This is a genomic window from Pedobacter sp. 22163 (assembly GCF_052045595.1).
Classification (GTDB): domain Bacteria; phylum Bacteroidota; class Bacteroidia; order Sphingobacteriales; family Sphingobacteriaceae; genus Pedobacter.
Window position 1 is genome coordinate 116591 of the sequence record NZ_JBQEPM010000002.1, and the last position, 16997, is coordinate 133587.

Annotated in this window: 17 protein-coding genes; 13 read left to right on the forward strand and 4 right to left on the reverse strand. The window is 37.8% G+C overall.

The genetic code is table 11. The features are described from left to right. Positions 1–105: 105 nt before the first annotated feature. From hisB to hisG, 4 genes are all read right to left on the reverse strand, one after another. Complete coding sequence (hisB, locus tag ACTJKN_RS04970; RefSeq protein WP_440823197.1) at positions 106–1239, reverse strand: bifunctional histidinol-phosphatase/imidazoleglycerol-phosphate dehydratase HisB; 1134 nt, start codon at positions 1237–1239, stop codon at positions 106–108. A 1-nt stretch (position 1240) separates the two neighbouring features. Next, complete coding sequence (gene hisC, locus ACTJKN_RS04975) at positions 1241–2281, reverse strand: histidinol-phosphate transaminase (RefSeq protein WP_440824063.1); 1041 nt, start codon at positions 2279–2281, stop codon at positions 1241–1243. A gap of 126 nt (positions 2282–2407) precedes the next feature. Further along, positions 2408–3727, reverse strand: a complete 1320-nt coding sequence (gene hisD, locus ACTJKN_RS04980; protein ID WP_440823199.1) for a histidinol dehydrogenase — start codon at positions 3725–3727, stop codon at positions 2408–2410. A gap of 49 nt (positions 3728–3776) precedes the next feature. Next, positions 3777–4628, reverse strand: a complete 852-nt coding sequence (gene hisG / locus ACTJKN_RS04985; RefSeq protein WP_029278663.1) for an ATP phosphoribosyltransferase — start codon at positions 4626–4628, stop codon at positions 3777–3779. 275 nt (positions 4629–4903) lie between these two features. Here hisG and ACTJKN_RS04990 point away from each other — a divergent pair, with 275 nt between their 5' ends. From ACTJKN_RS04990 to ACTJKN_RS05050, 13 genes are all read left to right on the forward strand, one after another. Continuing rightward, positions 4904–6466, forward strand: a complete 1563-nt coding sequence (locus tag ACTJKN_RS04990; RefSeq protein ID WP_440823201.1) for a L,D-transpeptidase family protein — start codon at positions 4904–4906, stop codon at positions 6464–6466. A 71-nt stretch (positions 6467–6537) separates the two neighbouring features. Further along, positions 6538–7230: an NUDIX hydrolase gene (locus tag ACTJKN_RS04995; protein WP_440823203.1), complete on the forward strand. Its 693-nt coding sequence runs from the start codon at positions 6538–6540 to the stop codon at positions 7228–7230. A gap of 68 nt (positions 7231–7298) precedes the next feature. Next, positions 7299–8132, forward strand: coding sequence for a ribose-phosphate diphosphokinase (gene prs / locus ACTJKN_RS05000; RefSeq protein ID WP_440823204.1), 834 nt, complete (start codon positions 7299–7301; stop codon positions 8130–8132). Positions 8133–8139: 7 nt separating this feature from the next. Beyond that, positions 8140–8631 carry a nucleoside 2-deoxyribosyltransferase domain-containing protein gene (locus tag ACTJKN_RS05005; RefSeq protein ID WP_440823206.1) on the forward strand — a complete coding sequence of 164 codons (492 nt, stop codon included), beginning with the start codon at positions 8140–8142 and terminating at the stop codon, positions 8629–8631. A 19-nt stretch (positions 8632–8650) separates the two neighbouring features. Beyond that, a complete protein-coding gene (locus ACTJKN_RS05010; RefSeq protein ID WP_440823207.1) occupies positions 8651–9199 on the forward strand; it encodes an NADAR family protein in 549 nt (182 codons plus the stop codon). Between the two features lie 36 nt (positions 9200–9235). After that, positions 9236–9751, forward strand: a complete 516-nt coding sequence (locus ACTJKN_RS05015; RefSeq protein ID WP_440823209.1) for an O-acetyl-ADP-ribose deacetylase — start codon at positions 9236–9238, stop codon at positions 9749–9751. A 24-nt stretch (positions 9752–9775) separates the two neighbouring features. Further along, the gene (locus ACTJKN_RS05020) at positions 9776–10432 is read left to right on the forward strand and encodes a DUF4291 domain-containing protein (RefSeq protein WP_440823210.1); all 657 of its coding nucleotides are present in this window, start codon (positions 9776–9778) and stop codon (positions 10430–10432) included. Beyond that, positions 10422–10964 (forward strand): RNA 2'-phosphotransferase, encoded by a 543-nt coding sequence (locus ACTJKN_RS05025; protein WP_440823211.1) that lies wholly within the window; start codon positions 10422–10424, stop codon positions 10962–10964. Before ACTJKN_RS05020 ends, ACTJKN_RS05025 begins: the two co-directional genes overlap by 11 nt. Before the next feature lies 1 nt (position 10965). Continuing rightward, complete coding sequence (locus ACTJKN_RS05030) at positions 10966–11700, forward strand: metallophosphoesterase family protein (protein ID WP_440823212.1); 735 nt, start codon at positions 10966–10968, stop codon at positions 11698–11700. Positions 11701–11717: 17 nt separating this feature from the next. Next, the gene (locus ACTJKN_RS05035) at positions 11718–13175 is read left to right on the forward strand and encodes a nicotinate phosphoribosyltransferase (RefSeq protein ID WP_440823213.1); all 1458 of its coding nucleotides are present in this window, start codon (positions 11718–11720) and stop codon (positions 13173–13175) included. Positions 13176–13223: 48 nt separating this feature from the next. Beyond that, a complete protein-coding gene (locus ACTJKN_RS05040; protein ID WP_440823214.1) occupies positions 13224–13640 on the forward strand; it encodes a hypothetical protein in 417 nt (138 codons plus the stop codon). Positions 13641–13700: 60 nt separating this feature from the next. Further along, positions 13701–15740, forward strand: a complete 2040-nt coding sequence (locus tag ACTJKN_RS05045; protein ID WP_440823216.1) for a BatA domain-containing protein — start codon at positions 13701–13703, stop codon at positions 15738–15740. Beyond that, a complete protein-coding gene (locus tag ACTJKN_RS05050) occupies positions 15737–16993 on the forward strand; it encodes a dihydroorotase (protein ID WP_440823218.1) in 1257 nt (418 codons plus the stop codon). The genes ACTJKN_RS05045 and ACTJKN_RS05050 overlap by 4 nt, the downstream gene beginning before the upstream one ends. Positions 16994–16997: the final 4 nt, after the last annotated feature.

Below are 16997 nucleotides of genomic sequence, written 5' to 3' on the forward strand. Positions count from 1 at the left end.
CTCTCCCGATGAAGAATCGGGATGCGGGCTATTCCGCTCTATCAGGTTTATTAACAGTGGATGGTCAAAACCCTCCGCCTTAAACCTTTCAGCCTTCCACCTTTCTTACAATAGCCCCTTAGTGCTTGGCAAAACCATTTTCTCCGCATCACGTTTAATTGCCATCTTAATGGCTTTGGCGAATGCTTTGAAAATAGCCTCGATTTTATGGTGTTCGTTATCGCCTTCTGCTTTTACATTTAAATTGCATTTTGCAGCATCACTGAACGATTTAAAGAAGTGATAAAACATCTCTGTAGGCATATCGCCAACTTTTTCACGTTTAAACTCAGCATCCCAAACAATCCAGTTTCTTCCTCCAAAATCAATGGCTACCTGTGCCAGGCAATCGTCCATTGGTAAGCAAAAACCATACCTTTCAATGCCGAGTTTATTGCCTAATCCTTTAGCAAAGGCTTCTCCAAGCGCAATTCCGGTATCTTCTATGGTGTGGTGCTCATCAATATGTAAATCGCCTTTCGCAATTACTTCTAAATCTACACTTCCATGTCTGGCAATCTGATCAAGCATATGATCGAAGAAGTTTAAGCCTGTTTCGATTTTGGCTTTCCCTGTTCCATCCAGATCGAGGTTAATGGTAATTTCGGTTTCGTTCGTTTTGCGTTCGTGGTGAATTTTTCTGCTTCCTGCTTTAAGCAAGTTGTAGATATCTTCCCATTTCTTGGTTTCCAGAATAATCACATCCAACAAAGTTTCGTGTTTATCCAATGCTTCTGTAGAGCCTAATGCATCATTTTGACGAAGGAAAATAGCCTTAGCACCCAAATTTTTGGCTAAAACCACATCATTTAATCGGTCTCCGATCACGAAAGAATTTTTCAGATCGTAATCTTCGCTAAAATATTTGGTTAATAAAGCAGTGCCTGGTTTGCGGGTAGGTGCATTGTCTTTCGCAAAAGTTCTATCAATTACAATCTCGCTAAAATGAACGCCTTCCCCTTCAAAAGTATCCAACATAAAATTGTGGATCGGCCAGAAATTTTCTTCAGGATTTGAAAGCGTTCCCAAGCCATCCTGATTGGTAACCATCACCAACTCGTAATCCAGTTCGGAAGCAATTTTAGATAAATAATATAATGAGCGTGGATAAAATTTAAGCTTTGCAAAACTATCTACCTGTTCGTCATCAGGTTCAATATTTAACGTTCCATCGCGGTCTATAAACAATACTTTTTTCATTTTAAAAATTTTCTAGAACAGTTAATAGTTTGTCGTTTTCTTCTTTTGTGCCCACGGTAATCCTTAAACAACCTTCACACAAAGTTACTTTAGAACGGTCGCGTACAATGATGCCTTGCTCCACTAATGTGTCGTAAATTTTTAAGGCATCAGTAACTTCTGTCAGGATAAAATTGGCATCAGAAGGATATACTTTTTTAACAATATTTAGTGCAGTTAAAGCCTTGCTTAAACGATCTCTTTCTGCAACAGATTCTTTAATCCAATCGTTAACCTGAGCGATATTTTTTAAGGCTTCGAAAGCTAAATCCTGAGTAGCCTGATTGATGTTGTAAGGTGGTTTAATTTTGTTCAAAACATCGATCACTTTTGTCGAAGAAAATGCCATGCCTAAACGTAAAGCGGCAAGCCCCCATGCCTTCGAAAAAGTTTGCAAAACCACCAGGTTTCCGTATTCGGTTAACTCCTGAATAAAGGTCTTCTGACGGGCATAATTAATGTAGGCTTCATCCACTACAACGATACCATTAAAGTTGGCTAAAATGGTTTCAATATCTTCGCGGTTTATCGAATTTCCAGTCGGATTATTTGGCGAACAGATGAAGATTAATTTCGTGTTTTTATCGATAGTTTCTGCGATCTTTTCCATGTCTAACTGGAAGTTCGGGAGCAGGCTAACTTTGCGTATTTCTACATCGTTTATGTTAGCCGAAACTTCATACATTCCATAGGTTGGTGGCAGCACAATTACGTTGTCTTTTCCAGGATTACAGAATGCACGAAACAACAAATCTATCGCTTCATCACTACCGTTTCCTAAAAAAGTATTTTCAATCGGCACACCTTTTATTTCGCTGATTGCATCTTTCAGATCAAGCTGCAATGGATCAGGATAACGGTTGTAATTTGCCGGAAGTGGCGAACCATAACTGTTCTCGTTTGCATCTAAAAAAACTGATGCCTGGCCTTTAAATTCGTCCCTCGCGGTAGAGTAGGGGCGAAGGTTTTTTATATTTTCTCTAACTAAATCGTTAATGTCCATTTTAATGGTTTGTTGGTTTCCTTCGGTTTGATTACACAGATTATGTAATTTCACCGATTCTTATTTCTTTTCCTTCGGGTTGATTGCACAGATTAAGTGATTACACTGATTGTTTTCCCTTTAGTTTTATTTATGCCGTTTCATCTTCGGACTTCTGACCTCGGACTCAAAGTTCAATCTGATACTTACTGCATTCTTATGCGCATGTAATCCCTCGGCTTCTGCAAGGATTTCAACCGTATTGCCAATGTTATTTAATCCATCAGCCGATAAATGCTGAAAAGTGATCTTTTTCAAAAAAGCATCAGTAGATACGCCTGAATAAGCCTTAGCAAAACCACTGGTTGGTAAAGTATGGTTGGTTCCAGAGGCATAATCGCCAACACTTTCTGGTGTAAAGTTGCCTAAAAACACTGATCCAGCATTGATAATCGATGGAATAAGGCTTTGGAAATGTTCGGTAGATAATATTAGGTGCTCAGGTGCATATTCATTTGAAAATTGCATTGCCTCATCTAGGTTTTCAGCAAAAACTGCATAAGAATTACCTATTGCTTTTGCTGCAATGTCCTTCCGTGGGAGGATATTAAGCTGATTTTCAATTTCTTTTAACGTATCTGCAATGATCTGATTTGAAGTAGCGACTAAAATAGCCTGACTATCAGTTCCATGTTCCGCCTGCGCAAGTAGATCTGCAGCAATAAATGACGGATTGGCAGTCTCATCAGCGATAACCAATACTTCAGAAGGTCCAGCGGGCATGTCAATGGCCACTTTATTTTGAACCATTGTTTTTGCCGTGGTTACATAACGGTTACCTGGGCCGAAGATCTTATGTACCCCAGGTACAGTTTCTGTTCCGAAAGCCATCGCCGCAACAGCTTGTGCGCCCCCAATCAGGAATACTTTTTCGATACCCAGCAGCACCGCACAGTAGGCCAGATAACAATTGGTTTTGCCATCACTTTGCGGGGGAGAACACACCACAATTTCTTTACAGCCTGCAATGATTGCCGGAGTAGCTAACATTAAAAAAGTGCTCGGTAAAACTGCGGTTCCTCCCGGGATATAAAGTCCAACTTTTTCAATTGCCCTCGATTCGCGCCAGCATACAACGCCTGGCATTGTTTCGATTTTATCTTCTGTTTTTAACTGCGACTGGTGAAAAGTTTTGATATTTTGATAAGCCGTATCAATCGCTTTTTTTGCTTCATCCGGAATGGTAGATGCAATTGCTTTTAATTCTTCTGCATCTAAAAACAGTTTCTCTAAGTCAACTTTATCAAATGCTTTTGCAAAGTTAAAAAGTGCCTTGTCGCCATCTTTTTTTACCGTGCTGATGATGTCGGTTACCCGTTCTTCAACCAGCTTATCGTCTTCAATCTGCCTCGAACAAAGTTCTTCAATTTTTGATTTAGATAAATCTTTATAATTGTAGATTTTCAATGTTTTATAATTTTAAATTAACTAATAGTTAATGTGAATTTAAACGATTTTACTTAATTATTTTCTCGATTGGCATTACCAAAATGCCTTCAGCACCTGCTGCTTTTAAACTGTTTATTTTATCCCAGAAATCTTCCTCGGCAATTACAGAATGAACGGCTACCCAGTTCGGTTCGAAGAGCGGAACTACCGTTGGGCTTTTTACCCCTGGAAGTAAATCGACTACTTTTTGAAGATTATCTTTTGATACATTTAGTACTACGTATTTGTTAGATTTTGCACTGAGTACCGAGCGGATGCGTTGAAGCAATTCTGCAACTTCAGGATTGTCGGCTATCGATTTGTTTCCAATTAAAACAGCTTCCGATTGCATCACATCAGCGAAAGGTTTTAGGCCATTGCTCTTTAATGTTCCACCTGTTGATACGATATCAAAAATGGCATCGCTTAAACCTAAACCCGGACCAATTTCTACCGATCCAGAAATGGTTCTGATATCAGATTTTATGCCTTTTTCCTGCAAGAATTTTTCGAGGATTACCGGGTAAGAAGTAGCAATCGCTTTGCCATTTAACTCTTCCAGTTTTTGGATATTACTGGTGGCCTGAACGGCGATTTTTAAGGTGCATTTTCCAAAGCCTAGTTTTTGTAGATAGTCTACCTCAGCTTTGGTTTCTACAATTACGTTTTCTCCAACTATACCCAAATCTGCAATGCCATCCTGTACATATTCAGGAATATCATCATCTCGAAGGAAAAGAATTTCTAAAGGAAAATTGGTAACGGTTGAGATGAGTGAGCTTTTGTAGTTTTCGAAAGATAAACCACAGTTTTTAAGTATTTCTACAGATTTTTCGTTTAACCTACCCGACTTCTGGATAGCGATTTTAAGTGTTTTCAAAGTATTGAATATAGAGTGAACAAGAAATTATTTTACGGAAAAAAGTTTTGAAGTACAAAACAAACATATCATATCGCCTATCGGCGATGGTGTAAATGTAAGTGATGGTTCAAAGTTAAATTCATAAATTATTTCTGCCAGTATCAATACGTTAGCTGATAAGCGCTGGCAAATATAGCGTTTGAAATGGTAAAACAAAAAATAATGGCACTTAATTTGCCATTATGCTGTTTTTATTGCCAATAACCCTTATTTTGTATTAAAATTTTACTCTTTTGAAAAAGTTTCGCTTTCTAATTCTGCCCTTTATTTTATTCATTTCTGCCTGTGGATGGTTTAAGAGCCCACCTGAGATAGGTAAGGTGTTATCTGAACATTTTAAGAATAAAATTTATAAAGATTTCGATACTGTAGCTTATGATAGCATTTTTGTAAAGACTTTGGATAGTCTTTCAGACAAATTTGTAAATCCGAAAACAATTAAGGGCTATTATGCCAATAATAATCGTCAGCCTGTGCTCGTTACCAGATTTTATACCAATGGGAGTTTAGATTCGCTGGTAAGCTATTTAAACGAAAGCAAGGTTCATGGCTTCAATCCGAAGATTTTTAAAGGAGATGAGATTAAAAGCTTATTAGATGAATTAACGGCAAACAAGTTTAAAAAGGTAGAAGAAAGTTATCCGGTTATTGCAAAACTAGAATTACTATCGGCTAACGCTTATTTAAATTATACAAACTATTTAAAGTTTGGGCTGGTAAATCCCCGCAATATATTTTCGCGCTATTACATTAAAGTTAAACGTCCGGATAGCGCTGGGATGATCAATCTTTTGAATAGTACGAGCCTGTTGGATACACTCAGGTCTGTTCAGCCCAAATCAGCTCAATATAAAGCTTTGCAAGCTGCGTATTTAAATACAGATGCTTACGATGAGAAACGGATTTTACTGCTAAATATGGAGCGCTTCCGTTGGAAAATGCCAGTGACTGGTGATAATTATGTGCAGGTAAATATCCCTGATTTTAGGTTAACCTGGCTGGATAAACAAGATACCATAATTACAATGAAAGTTTGCGTTGGTGGAAGGCGCGAAAACGGTTACGAAGAGAAGTTAAAAGCCTTTGCGAAATCGGGCAATCTGGATGATAAACCGAAGAACCATGAGACACCTTTATTGTTCAGTAAAATCAATTCCATTCAGGCCAATCCGATCTGGAATATTCCGGTAAGTATTGCGCAAAGTGAGATCTACTGGATGGCCAGAAAAGATCCATATTATTTATCGAACAGCAACATTAAAGTTTACTATAAAGACAAACTAATTGGTGAGCCTGATACCATCAATTGGAATAAGTATTCGCGTGATAAATTACCCTTTAAATTTAAACAAGGATCTGGCGGTGGAAACGCCTTAGGAAAGTTCAAGTTTATCTTTGATAATAGCTCGAGTATTTACCTGCACGATACCAATAACAAGAATGGATTTAACCTAACTAATAGAGCGATTAGTCACGGCTGCGTACGCATCGAAAAACCATTAGAATTTGCCGAACTCTTGGTGAAGGATTCTTACACTTATGATAAGCTTAGGGCAGAAGTAGATTTGCCACCAATAGATAGTACACACGTAAAATGGTATAAAAAACGCATGGCACAAAAGGCCGATACACTTAAGGCGTTTCAACTAAAACCTGCATGGTTTGCACCAAAGAAAAATGTTCCGCTAATCATTACCTACATTACGGCCTGGTCGCAAAACGATAAGATTGAATACAGACCTGATGTTTACGGCATGGACGAAAAACTCTGGACCGCAATGAAGAAGTTCAGGTAGAATTTAATCAACAGTTTCGATCTTCTTGGTTAAAACGATTAACTTTGTGTTGTTTTAACACAAATTAAAGGATGATCGATCAAAATATTAAAATTGCTGTTGATGCCATTGTTTTTGGCTACGAAAAAGGAACACTTTATGTGTTGGCTGTTCAGCAGCGATTTGGTAAACTGGCCGATAGATGGGTTTTACCAGGTGGATTTATTTTAAACGACGAGCCTTTGCTTACAGCAGTTGAGCGTGAACTTAAAGAAGAGGCCGGTATAACCGTAAATTACCTCGAACAACTTGGTACATTTGGTGATGATGTTAATCGCGACGAACGCTTCAGGGTAATTTCTGTGGCTTATTTTGCCCTGGTTAATCCTAAAAATTTTGTATTAAAAGCCGATACCGATGCCAAAGATGCGAAATGGTTTCCCGTAACCGGAATTCCACAATTGGGGTATGATCACAATGAAATGGTTAATCTCGCGCATCAGCGTTTAAAAAGCAAACTCACTTACCAACCGATCGGTTTTGATCTGTTGGATCAGGAATTTCTCTTTTCCGATCTTGAAAATTTATACTGCTCCATTTTAGAAAGAGATATAGACCGACGAAATTTCAGAAAAAAAATTCTAAGTTTTGGAATTGTTACAGAAACCGAAAAGGTGGTTAAAATTGGTGCCAGTGGCAGGCCAGGCAAACTTTTTACTTTCAATAAGGCAAAATATAAACAGCTTTTGAAGGAAAATTTTCAATTCGATATTAGGTTTGCGTAAAATAAACACAAATTATTCTTTGCATTCTAAAAATGATTTTTATATTTGTGTAAATAATACGCAAATATATGTTGAATCTTAATCCAAGTTTTACTCCGCTAGGCGAAAATAACTTAATCGAATACAAATCTTTCTTATTTGCGGGTGGCGAACCACACATTAAAATTTCGAACAATTTTGATGTTGCTGCTCCGGTTACCATTACGCAAAGAATAAATTCCTTCAATGATTTAGGTATGATCTGTATTACGGTTGATGCCTTGAGAAGAATGGGTGTAAAAGAAATCGAACTTTTTATACCATACTTTCCGGCTGCAAGGCAAGATCGGGTAATGATTCCTGGTGAGCCTTTATCGGTGAAAGTTTATGCCGACATCATCAATGCCATGGCTTTGGCAAATGTTACTGTTTTTGATCCGCATAGCGAAGTAACTCCAGCCTTGCTCAATAATTGTGTTGCAGTTTCCAATCACGAATTTATAAAACAGGTAATTGCAGACATTGGAACTGATGTAAAACTCATTTCTCCTGATGGTGGTGCTTTAAAGAAAATTTATAAAGTATCTGAATTTTTAGGTGGTGCAGAAGTGGTAGAGTGTTCAAAAAGCCGGGATGTAAAAACAGGAAAACTTTCAGGATTTAAAGTATATGCAGAAGATTTAGCTGGTGCCGATTGTTTAATCGTGGATGATATCTGTGATGGTGGCGGTACATTTATTGGCTTGGCAGAAGCGCTAAAGGCTAAAAATGCCAGGAAACTTTATTTAGCGATTAGTCATGGCATATTTAGCAAAGGTTTTGACGAGTTGGGCAAATATTTCGAGCAAATTTTCACTACCGATTCGATCAATGAAGTTGATCATGAAGGGGTAACACAGCTAAAATTGGTAGATATTTTATAAAAATATAATGAAAACGATACTTCCACCAAAAGTTATTTCTTCTTCTGACATTTCTGTATTTCTGGCCGGGACCATCGATATGGGCCATTCGATAGATTGGCAACAAAAATTTATCGATAAGGCCAATAAAGAAGAAACTTTGGATGATGTAGTCGTTTTCAATCCAAGAAGAAAATTCTGGGATCACACATGGACACAGCGTATCGAAAATAAACAGTTTAGCGAGCAGGTGAATTGGGAGTTAGATGCGATGGAAAGTGCTGATGTGATTTTGTTGTTCCTTGAAGCGAATTCTAAATCGCCCATTTCAATGATGGAGCTGGGCTTATTTGCCGATTCTGGCAAATTAATGGTTTGTTGTGAAGAGGGATTTTGGAGAAAAGGTAATATCGATATAATTTGTAAAAGGAAAGGGATAGACCAGTATAAAACATTTGATGAACTTGTAACTGCAGTAATGACTAAGCTTAAAGAATTGGTGGAGAGTAATGAGAACTAAATTTTAAAGGTAGTTGATTATGAAATATGATATAAATTGGTTGATGAAAACATTAAGTGAAGGAGAGGTTGATTTTTTGATGTTTTGGGGGCATCACAGCAGCAGAGATGGTTCAATCATTAAAACCTGTTTAAGCCAATGGTGGCCATCTCCATTTGTTGAAAATGACATCACCTATCAAACAGCCGAACATTATATGATGGCAAAAAAGGCTTTATTGTTTAATGATCAACAGATTTTTGAAAAAATTTTAACAAAAAAATCTCCCAAAGATGTAAAAGACCTTGGGCGACAGATCAGAAACTTTGATGCTGCAAAATGGGATGCTCATAAATATGAAATTGTAAAACAAGGGAATCTGCTTAAGTTTTCTCAAAATGAAGATCTGAAATCTTTCCTTCTACAAACCAAAAGTAAAACCCTGGTAGAAGCCAGTCCGGTTGATGCAATTTGGGGGATCGGTTTGGCCGAAGATAATTCAAATGCTTTCATTCCCGGAAATTGGAAAGGTTTAAACCTATTAGGGTTTGCACTGATGGAAGTTAGGGATGAGATACCCAATTTTTGATGTTGAGACTAATCATTAAGTAAAGAATTAGATAAAATGATTTTAGAACTAATCAAAGCCGATATAACAGAAATTAAAGCCGATGCAATCGTTAATGCGGCAAACAGTTCCTTGCTTGGTGGCGGAGGGGTAGATGGTGCCATTCATAGAAAAGGTGGTAAAGCCATCTTAGAAGCTTGCGTAGCTATCAGGAATAAACAAGGGAATTGCAAAACCGGAAATGCGGTAATTACCACGGCAGGCAATTTACCGGCAAAATATGTGATCCATACGGTTGGACCTGTATGTAATGGTGATAGCGAAGAAAAAAATGCTTTGCTTGCAGATTGCTACCGTAACAGTTTAACATTAGCAGTTGAAAATGATGTTAAGATTATTGCTTTTCCAAACATCAGCACAGGGATTTATCATTTCCCTAAAGATAAAGCAGCAGATATTGCCATTGCCACGGTAAATAATTTTGCTGAAAAAGAAAAGATAGAAAAGATAATCTTCGTTTGTTTCGACGATGAAAATTATCAACTCTATAAAGAGAGGCTCAATCTACAATGAGATGAGTCAATAATAAATTAAAAAATGAAAATAACAGTAAAAAAATATAAAGAACAAGTAATAGAATGGCCAAAGTCAGGATGCCATATTATGGCCCAATTTGATGATGAAAAAATAATTGTTTATCAAGCTTACCGAAAAGAAATCGGGGAATTTGCAGTCGAGAATCAGTTTTTTGGAGGCAAATTCAGCTTAAACAGAATGACATGGATTAAGCCTAATTTTTTATGGATGATGTACAGAAGCGGTTGGGGAACAAAAGAAGGACAGGAAATCACTTTAGCCATACACCTTAAAATACCCGCATTCCGTAATTACCTTGAAAATGCGGTTTATACTTCATTCGATCAAACCGAGGGTATTTCTAATGACGAATGGAGAGATGAGCTAGAAAATTCCAATATCAGGTTACAATGGGACCCGGATCATGATCCTTATGGTACAAAACAAGAAAGAAGGGCAATCCAGATCGGATTAAGAGATAATTTTATCAGATCTTTTGCCAAAGATGATATTTTGCTGATTGAAGATATTAGTGCATTTGTGAAGGAACAACATGAGTTTGTTCAAAATCATCAATTGGAAAATTTAATCATACCCGCTGAAAAACCTTTCCTTTTTAACGATGAAACATTGAACAAAAAATTGAAACTCATACATAAACACGCTCATGGACAATAAAATAACAAAAGGGATTAGTAAGCTTTTAAGCTACATTTTGAGGCATTCGCCAGAAACCATAGGCTTAGAACTTGACGAAAACGGATGGGCAGATGTAAATGAATTAATTGCCAAGTTTGACCTTTACGACAGAAGAATAGATTTTGAACAGCTTGACTACATTGTTGAAAATAACGACAAAAAGAGATTTGCTTTCAACGAAGGTAAAACCAAGATCCGGGCAAGCCAGGGACATTCTATTTCAATAGAGCTAAACCTTGATGAAGCAGAACCACTAGAGTACCTCTATCATGGTACGGTTGAAAAGTTCCTGTCGGATATTAAATCACAGGGGCTACAAAAAATGAGCAGGCAGCATGTACATTTAAGTGCTGATAGAGAAACGGCCAATAAAGTAGGCGGGAGGAGGGGGAAACCAGTTATCCTCACCATTAATAGCGGTGAGATGCACAGGGCAGGCTATAAATTTTATTTATCAGCTAACAATGTGTGGCTTACAGATGTTGTGCCTGCTAAATATATAACGTTTTAATATGGGCAGAACATTAGTAATAGGTGATATACATGGGGGATTAAAAGGTTTAGTTCAGCTATTCGAGCGTGCAGAAGTAACAAAAGATGACAAACTGATTTTCCTGGGCGATTATGTAGATGGATGGAGTGAATCGGCACAGGTAATCAATTACCTGATGCAATTGGAAGAAAGCCATCAGTGCATTTTTATCAAAGGAAATCACGACGCCTGGTGTATCGATTGGTTAGAAAAAGGTATTGTAGATGATGTTTGGTTTGTTCACGGTGGTAAATTAACCATCGAAAGTTATAAAAGCATGCCTGATCCAGTGAGGCAAAAACATCTAAATTTCTTTGGGCGAATGAAAGATTACTACGTGGATGAGCATAACAACCTCTTTATTCACGCCGGTTTTTCTTCCATGCATGGTCCTGAAAAAGAACATTATTCTTCCAATTATTCGTGGGATAGAACGCTTTGGGAAATGGCGCTGACTATGGATCAAAGGATCAAAAAAGATTCGCTGCTTTATCCTAAACGTTTATTGCTCTATCATGAAATCTACATCGGTCATACCCCAACGCTCTATTATAATATGAACGTGCCCATGCAGGGTTGTAATGTTTGGAATATTGATACCGGTGCTGCATTTACCGGAAAATTAACCTGTTTGGATATCGAAACAAAAGAATTTTGGCAAAGTGATACTTTGCAAAGCCTGTATCCAAACGAAAAAGGAAGAAATAACATTTAACTATAAATATAAAAACGATGAACCCATTACTATTAACCGACGGATACAAAGTAGATCACCGCAGGCAATACCCAGAAAATACCACATTGGTTTATTCTAACTGGACGCCAAGAAAAAGCAGGCTAGAAAACGTAAATCATGTGGTGCTTTTTGGCTTGCAGTATTTTATCAAAAAATACATCATTGAAGATTTTAACGAGAATTTCTTTAAACAGCCAAAAGAGGAAATTTTAAAGAAATATGCACGCAGGATCAATAATTATCTGGGAGAAAATTTGGTAGGTATACAGCATATAGCTGATTTACACGATCTGGGTTATATTCCAATGGTTTTTAAATCATTACCAGAAGGTGCTGAAGTGCCTTTGCGTGTACCCATGTTTACCATGTATAATACAAAGTCTGAATTTTTCTGGTTGACCAATTATTTCGAAACCTTATTATCAGCCGTGGTGTGGTTGCCATGCAATTCTGCTACCATAGCTAAACAATACCGCATCATTTTGGATCAGTATGCTGCCGAAACCTCTTCAGTTCCAGAATTTGTAGATTGGCAGGGACACGATTTCTCTATGCGGGGCATGGGTGGAATAGAAGCTGCGGTAACTTCGGCAGCCGGACATTTATTGAGTTTTACAGGAACAGATACCATTCCAGTCATCGATTTCTTAGAAGAATATTACAATGCAGATTCAGATAAAGAGTTAATCGGTGGGTCAGTAGCTGCTACAGAACACTCCGTAATGTGTATGGGAACCAATACTGGAGAGCTCGAAACCTTTAAACGTTTGATTTTGGAAGTTTACCCGAAAGGAATTGTATCTATCGTTTCTGATACCTGGGATTTATGGAAAGTGCTGACCGAGTATCTGCCTGTTTTAAAAGATGATATTATCACCCGTCCAGGTAAAGTGGTAATTAGGCCAGATTCTGGAGATCCGGTTGATATTATCTGCGGAAATCCAAATGGCAAAAACGAAAATGAGAAAAAGGGTGTAATCGAGCTGCTTTGGGATGTTTTCGGTGGAAAAACCAACGACAAGGGATTTAAGGAACTAGTACCGCAGATTGGTGCTATTTATGGAGATAGCATTACTACCGAAAGAGCTACACAGATTTGCGAACGGCTAAAAGCTAAAGGTTTTGCCTCTACCAACGTTGTTTTTGGCATCGGTTCATTCACCTATCAATATAATACACGCGATACTTTTGGTTTTGCGATGAAAGCCACTTATGGAGAAGTAGACGGCATTGGTCGCGAGATATTTAAAGATCCAATTACTGATGATGGAACCAAGAAATCAGCAAAGGGTTTACTGCAGATTTTTAAAAATGCAGAAGGCGAATACGAACTGAAAGATCAATGCAGCTGGGAGGAAGAAGCACAGGGCGAATTGAAAGAAGTTTTCAGAGATGGAAAGTTATTGATCGATTATTCTCTTGCTGAAATTAGAGAAAGGCTAAAGAATAGTTAACTTCGCCAAGTTTTTAATCGACTGGTTATGGCCGGTCGATTAATTTTTTTGAAAGAAACAATGCAGAACAACCCCACATTTAACCATCAGGCTGATATCGTAAATAGTGCCATTAGATTTATAAACGCATGGTTTAAACAATCGAAGGCCATTACAAACGAACTGAATGATTTTTTCATTCTCCCAGGTAATAAAGTTATTGGTAAGGATGTTATTATTGGTCGGTTAAGAGGTATTTTCGGTCGGTCTGATGAATATGTTGGTGGCAGATACGATATTATTGATGTTAATTTCGAACTTTTGAACGATGATAAAGGTATGGGCTTTGTTGAAGGCGTTGCGGGTTATAGAGATGTTGTTCAAAAACAATCAAAAATTGTAAGCGGACCTTTTAAGCTGTATTTCGCATGGCATAACGGCGGCTGGAAAATTGTAAATATCGAATTTCCGGGCTTTAGTTATTAAAACGACTTTATTACAATAGTAATTCGCCACTTTCCATAATTTTTCTATCTTTGGTTTTTAATGAATTTCCTTTATCCGGGCTTTCTTTTTGCACTAATATCGGTTGCCATCCCGGTTATCATTCATTTATTCAATTTCAGGAAGTTTAAAAAGGTTTATTTCTCTAATGTTCAGCTTTTAAAAGAAGTAGAACAACAAAATTCTTCCAAAGAAAAACTTAAAAACCTGCTTATTCTTTTGTCGCGGATTTTGGCAGTCATCTTTTTGGTGCTGGCATTTGCCCAGCCTTATATTCCGGCGAACAATCAAAAAACAACTGCTTCAAACAATGTTGTGAGCATTTATATCGACAATTCATACAGCATGGAAGCAATTAATAAAGATGGCAACCTGCTCGATGAAGCCAAGCGTAGGGCAAAAGAACTGGTTAAAGGTTTTGGAATGAACGATCGTTTTCAACTGTTGACCAATAATTTCGAAGGAAAACACCAACGATTGTTAAACGAGGAAGCGTTTTTAAAGGCATTGGATGATGTTAAAATCTCGGCAGTAAACCGTAATCTCCAACAGATACTAAACCGACAGGGGAATGTTTTAACGGGTTCTGCAAATAAGTATAGCTTTCTGATTTCCGATTTTCAAAAAAATATCTCCACCACCAATAAACTCGATACAAAAGCAGATATTCAATATTCATTTTTGAAACTGAATGCCAATACGCTTCCAAATGTTGCAATAGATAGCGTTTGGGCACTTTCGCCAAATCATCAGCCGGGAGCAAATGAGCGTTTGGTTGTACAGTTGAAAAATTACTCAGAGGAGGAAGCAAAGAACATTCTTCTAAAACTTAGCATCAACAACCAACAAAAGGGATTGGGTGCCGTAACCATTCCTGCAGGTAAAACGGTTAAAGATACCCTGAATTTCTCTGGACTGAACGCAGGATGGCAAAAAGGTTTAATCAGCATTAAAGATTTTCCGGTAACCTTTGATGATACACTTGCCTTCAGTTTTAAGGTAGATGAGAGTTTTCCAGTGCTAAGTATCAACGGAGCCAATGCTGGCAGTTACATTAAAGCACTGTTTGCCGCCGATCGTTATTATAAACTTACTGAGAATGCCGAAAGCAATGTGAATTATAGCAATTTTGCCAGTTACGGCCTGATTGTATTGAACGGTTTGAAAAATCCGTCAACGGGATTGGCTCAGCAATTAAAAACCTATCTGAATGCAGGCGGTACGGTGGTACTTTTTCCTGATTTAGACGCCAATATTCAAACTTATAACTCATTTTTAAGCGGGTTATCGCTTCCTAATATTCAAACTTTAAATACTACCGCTACTAAAGTTGATCAGATTGATCTGCAAAACCCCATTTTTAAGACTGTTTTTGAGGAAATTCCCAAAAATCTGGATCTTCCAACAGTTTCCCGTTATTATTCTTTTGTAGAGAAAAATACCACCAATAAAGAAGATATCATGTTATTGCCTGGCAGAAAACCATTTTTCTCCAAATATGGCGTAGGTAACGGGCAGGTGTACTTATCTGCTTCAGGGCTTAACACAAGTGACGGAAATTTAGCTCGTCATCCGGTTTTTGTACCGCTGATTTATCGTTTGGCATTGAGTGGGGGAAATGAAACGCCCTTGTATTACACTCTTGGTAATGATAATGCGTTGGCGGGTAAAAAGATTACGCTGGGTAAAAACCAAAGCTTAAAAATTACTGCGGATAGTTTTGAAGCGATTCCTGAAATCCGTCAGGCAGATGGGAAAACGCTGATTTACATTGCCGATCAGATAAAAAATGCAGGGTTTTATAACCTGAAACTTGCAGATTCGCTACTTGCTGTTTATAGTTTCAACAATGGCAGAACAGAATCTGATATGCATTATTTAGACAAAACAGCACTCAATCAGTTGGCTGACAAAGGCAACCTTAAAATATTCGATACCGATAAAGATGCCGTTAAATTAATTGCCGGCACTAATAAAATCGGGCAGACTTTATGGAAACTTTGTCTAATTTTGTCGCTGATTTTTATTGCAGCAGAAATTTTGCTCATTCGATTTTTTAACAACACAAAAAAAACAATATGAATCTCCTGGTTAAAAATGTAGCCATTGCCGATCCGCAAAGTAAATTCAATAATCAACAATGCGATGTTCGGGTAGAAAATGGCAAAATTAAAAACATAGGTAAATTAACTGCCGATAAAAATGAAACTGTTTTTGATGCTCAGGGTGCTTTCTTAACGCCAGGTTTTTTCGATCTAAACTGCGTAGCTGGCGATCCGGGTTTCGAAACCAAAGAAGATATTCAAACGTTGACTGCAACCGCAAAAGCCGGAGGTTTTACAGGCTTAGCTTTATTGCCGCAAACCAGTCCGGTTGTGCAGTCAAAATCTCAGGTAGAATACATTATCAATAAGGCCAAAAACAATCTGGTTGATGTTTTGCCTGTTGGTGCCATAAGTCAGAACCGTGAGGCAAAAGAGCTTGCCGAACTGTTCGATATGCAACAGGCAGGTGCGGTAGCTTTTTCAGATGGCGATAAGGCCTTACAAGACGATGGTTTTATGAGCCGAGCATTACAATATGCAAAAGGTTTCAATGCGCTATTAATGGTTTATCCCGAAAATAAATCCATAGCTGGCAAATCGCAGATTAATGAGAGTAAAAACTCTGTGCTTTTGGGCATGAAAGGTTTACCTGCATTGGCTGAAGAAATGCATATTGCCCGCGATATTTTTCTGGCATCTTATAATGAAACCAAAATCCATATTAGCAATATTTCAACTGCCGGAGCTGTGGCTTTGATTCGTAAAGCAAAAAAAGATGGCGTTCAGGTTTCGTGCGATGTAACCGCACATCACCTGGTGTTTACAGAAGAACTTTTAAGCGATTTTGACAGCAACTACAAGGTTAAGCCGCCACTGCGCGGAAAAGCAGATGTAAAGGCACTAATTGCCGGTTTAAAAGATGGGACCATTGATGCCATTACTTCCCAGCACCGTCCGGAAGAAATCGAATTTAAAAATGTAGAGTTCGAAATTGCGCACTACGGCATCATCGCTTTACAAACCGTATTGCCACTATTATTAAAGGCTGGATTGGATATCGCTTTAATTGCAGAGAAATTGGCCATTAATCCACGTAAATTATTAAATTTAACTGTTCCGGTAATCGAAGAAGGTATTGAAGCCAACTTTACCATTTTTAACCCGAAAGAAAAATGGTTATACAATGCCGCAAATAACCATTCAAAATCGGCAAACAGTCCATTATTGGGTACCGAACTTACCGGGAAGGTAACTTTGGTTTATAATAATAGTCAGTACCAGGAGAATTAGGCTT

Coding starts and splice junctions, on each gene's coding strand:
- ACTJKN_RS05050 (WP_440823218.1), top strand. CDS start 15,737: ATGAATCTCCTGGTTAAAAATGTAGCCATTGCCGATCCGCAAAGTAAA.
- ACTJKN_RS05045 (WP_440823216.1), top strand. CDS start 13,701: ATGAATTTCCTTTATCCGGGCTTTCTTTTTGCACTAATATCGGTTGCC.
- ACTJKN_RS05035 (WP_440823213.1), top strand. CDS start 11,718: ATGAACCCATTACTATTAACCGACGGATACAAAGTAGATCACCGCAGG.
- hisC (WP_440824063.1), bottom strand. CDS start 2,281: ATGGACATTAACGATTTAGTTAGAGAAAATATAAAAAACCTTCGCCCC.
- ACTJKN_RS05010 (WP_440823207.1), top strand. CDS start 8,651: ATGAAATATGATATAAATTGGTTGATGAAAACATTAAGTGAAGGAGAG.
- ACTJKN_RS05005 (WP_440823206.1), top strand. CDS start 8,140: ATGAAAACGATACTTCCACCAAAAGTTATTTCTTCTTCTGACATTTCT.
- ACTJKN_RS05020 (WP_440823210.1), top strand. CDS start 9,776: ATGAAAATAACAGTAAAAAAATATAAAGAACAAGTAATAGAATGGCCA.
- ACTJKN_RS05015 (WP_440823209.1), top strand. CDS start 9,236: ATGATTTTAGAACTAATCAAAGCCGATATAACAGAAATTAAAGCCGAT.
- ACTJKN_RS05030 (WP_440823212.1), top strand. CDS start 10,966: ATGGGCAGAACATTAGTAATAGGTGATATACATGGGGGATTAAAAGGT.
- ACTJKN_RS04995 (WP_440823203.1), top strand. CDS start 6,538: ATGATCGATCAAAATATTAAAATTGCTGTTGATGCCATTGTTTTTGGC.
- ACTJKN_RS05025 (WP_440823211.1), top strand. CDS start 10,422: ATGGACAATAAAATAACAAAAGGGATTAGTAAGCTTTTAAGCTACATT.
- prs (WP_440823204.1), top strand. CDS start 7,299: ATGTTGAATCTTAATCCAAGTTTTACTCCGCTAGGCGAAAATAACTTA.
- hisB (WP_440823197.1), bottom strand. CDS start 1,239: ATGAAAAAAGTATTGTTTATAGACCGCGATGGAACGTTAAATATTGAA.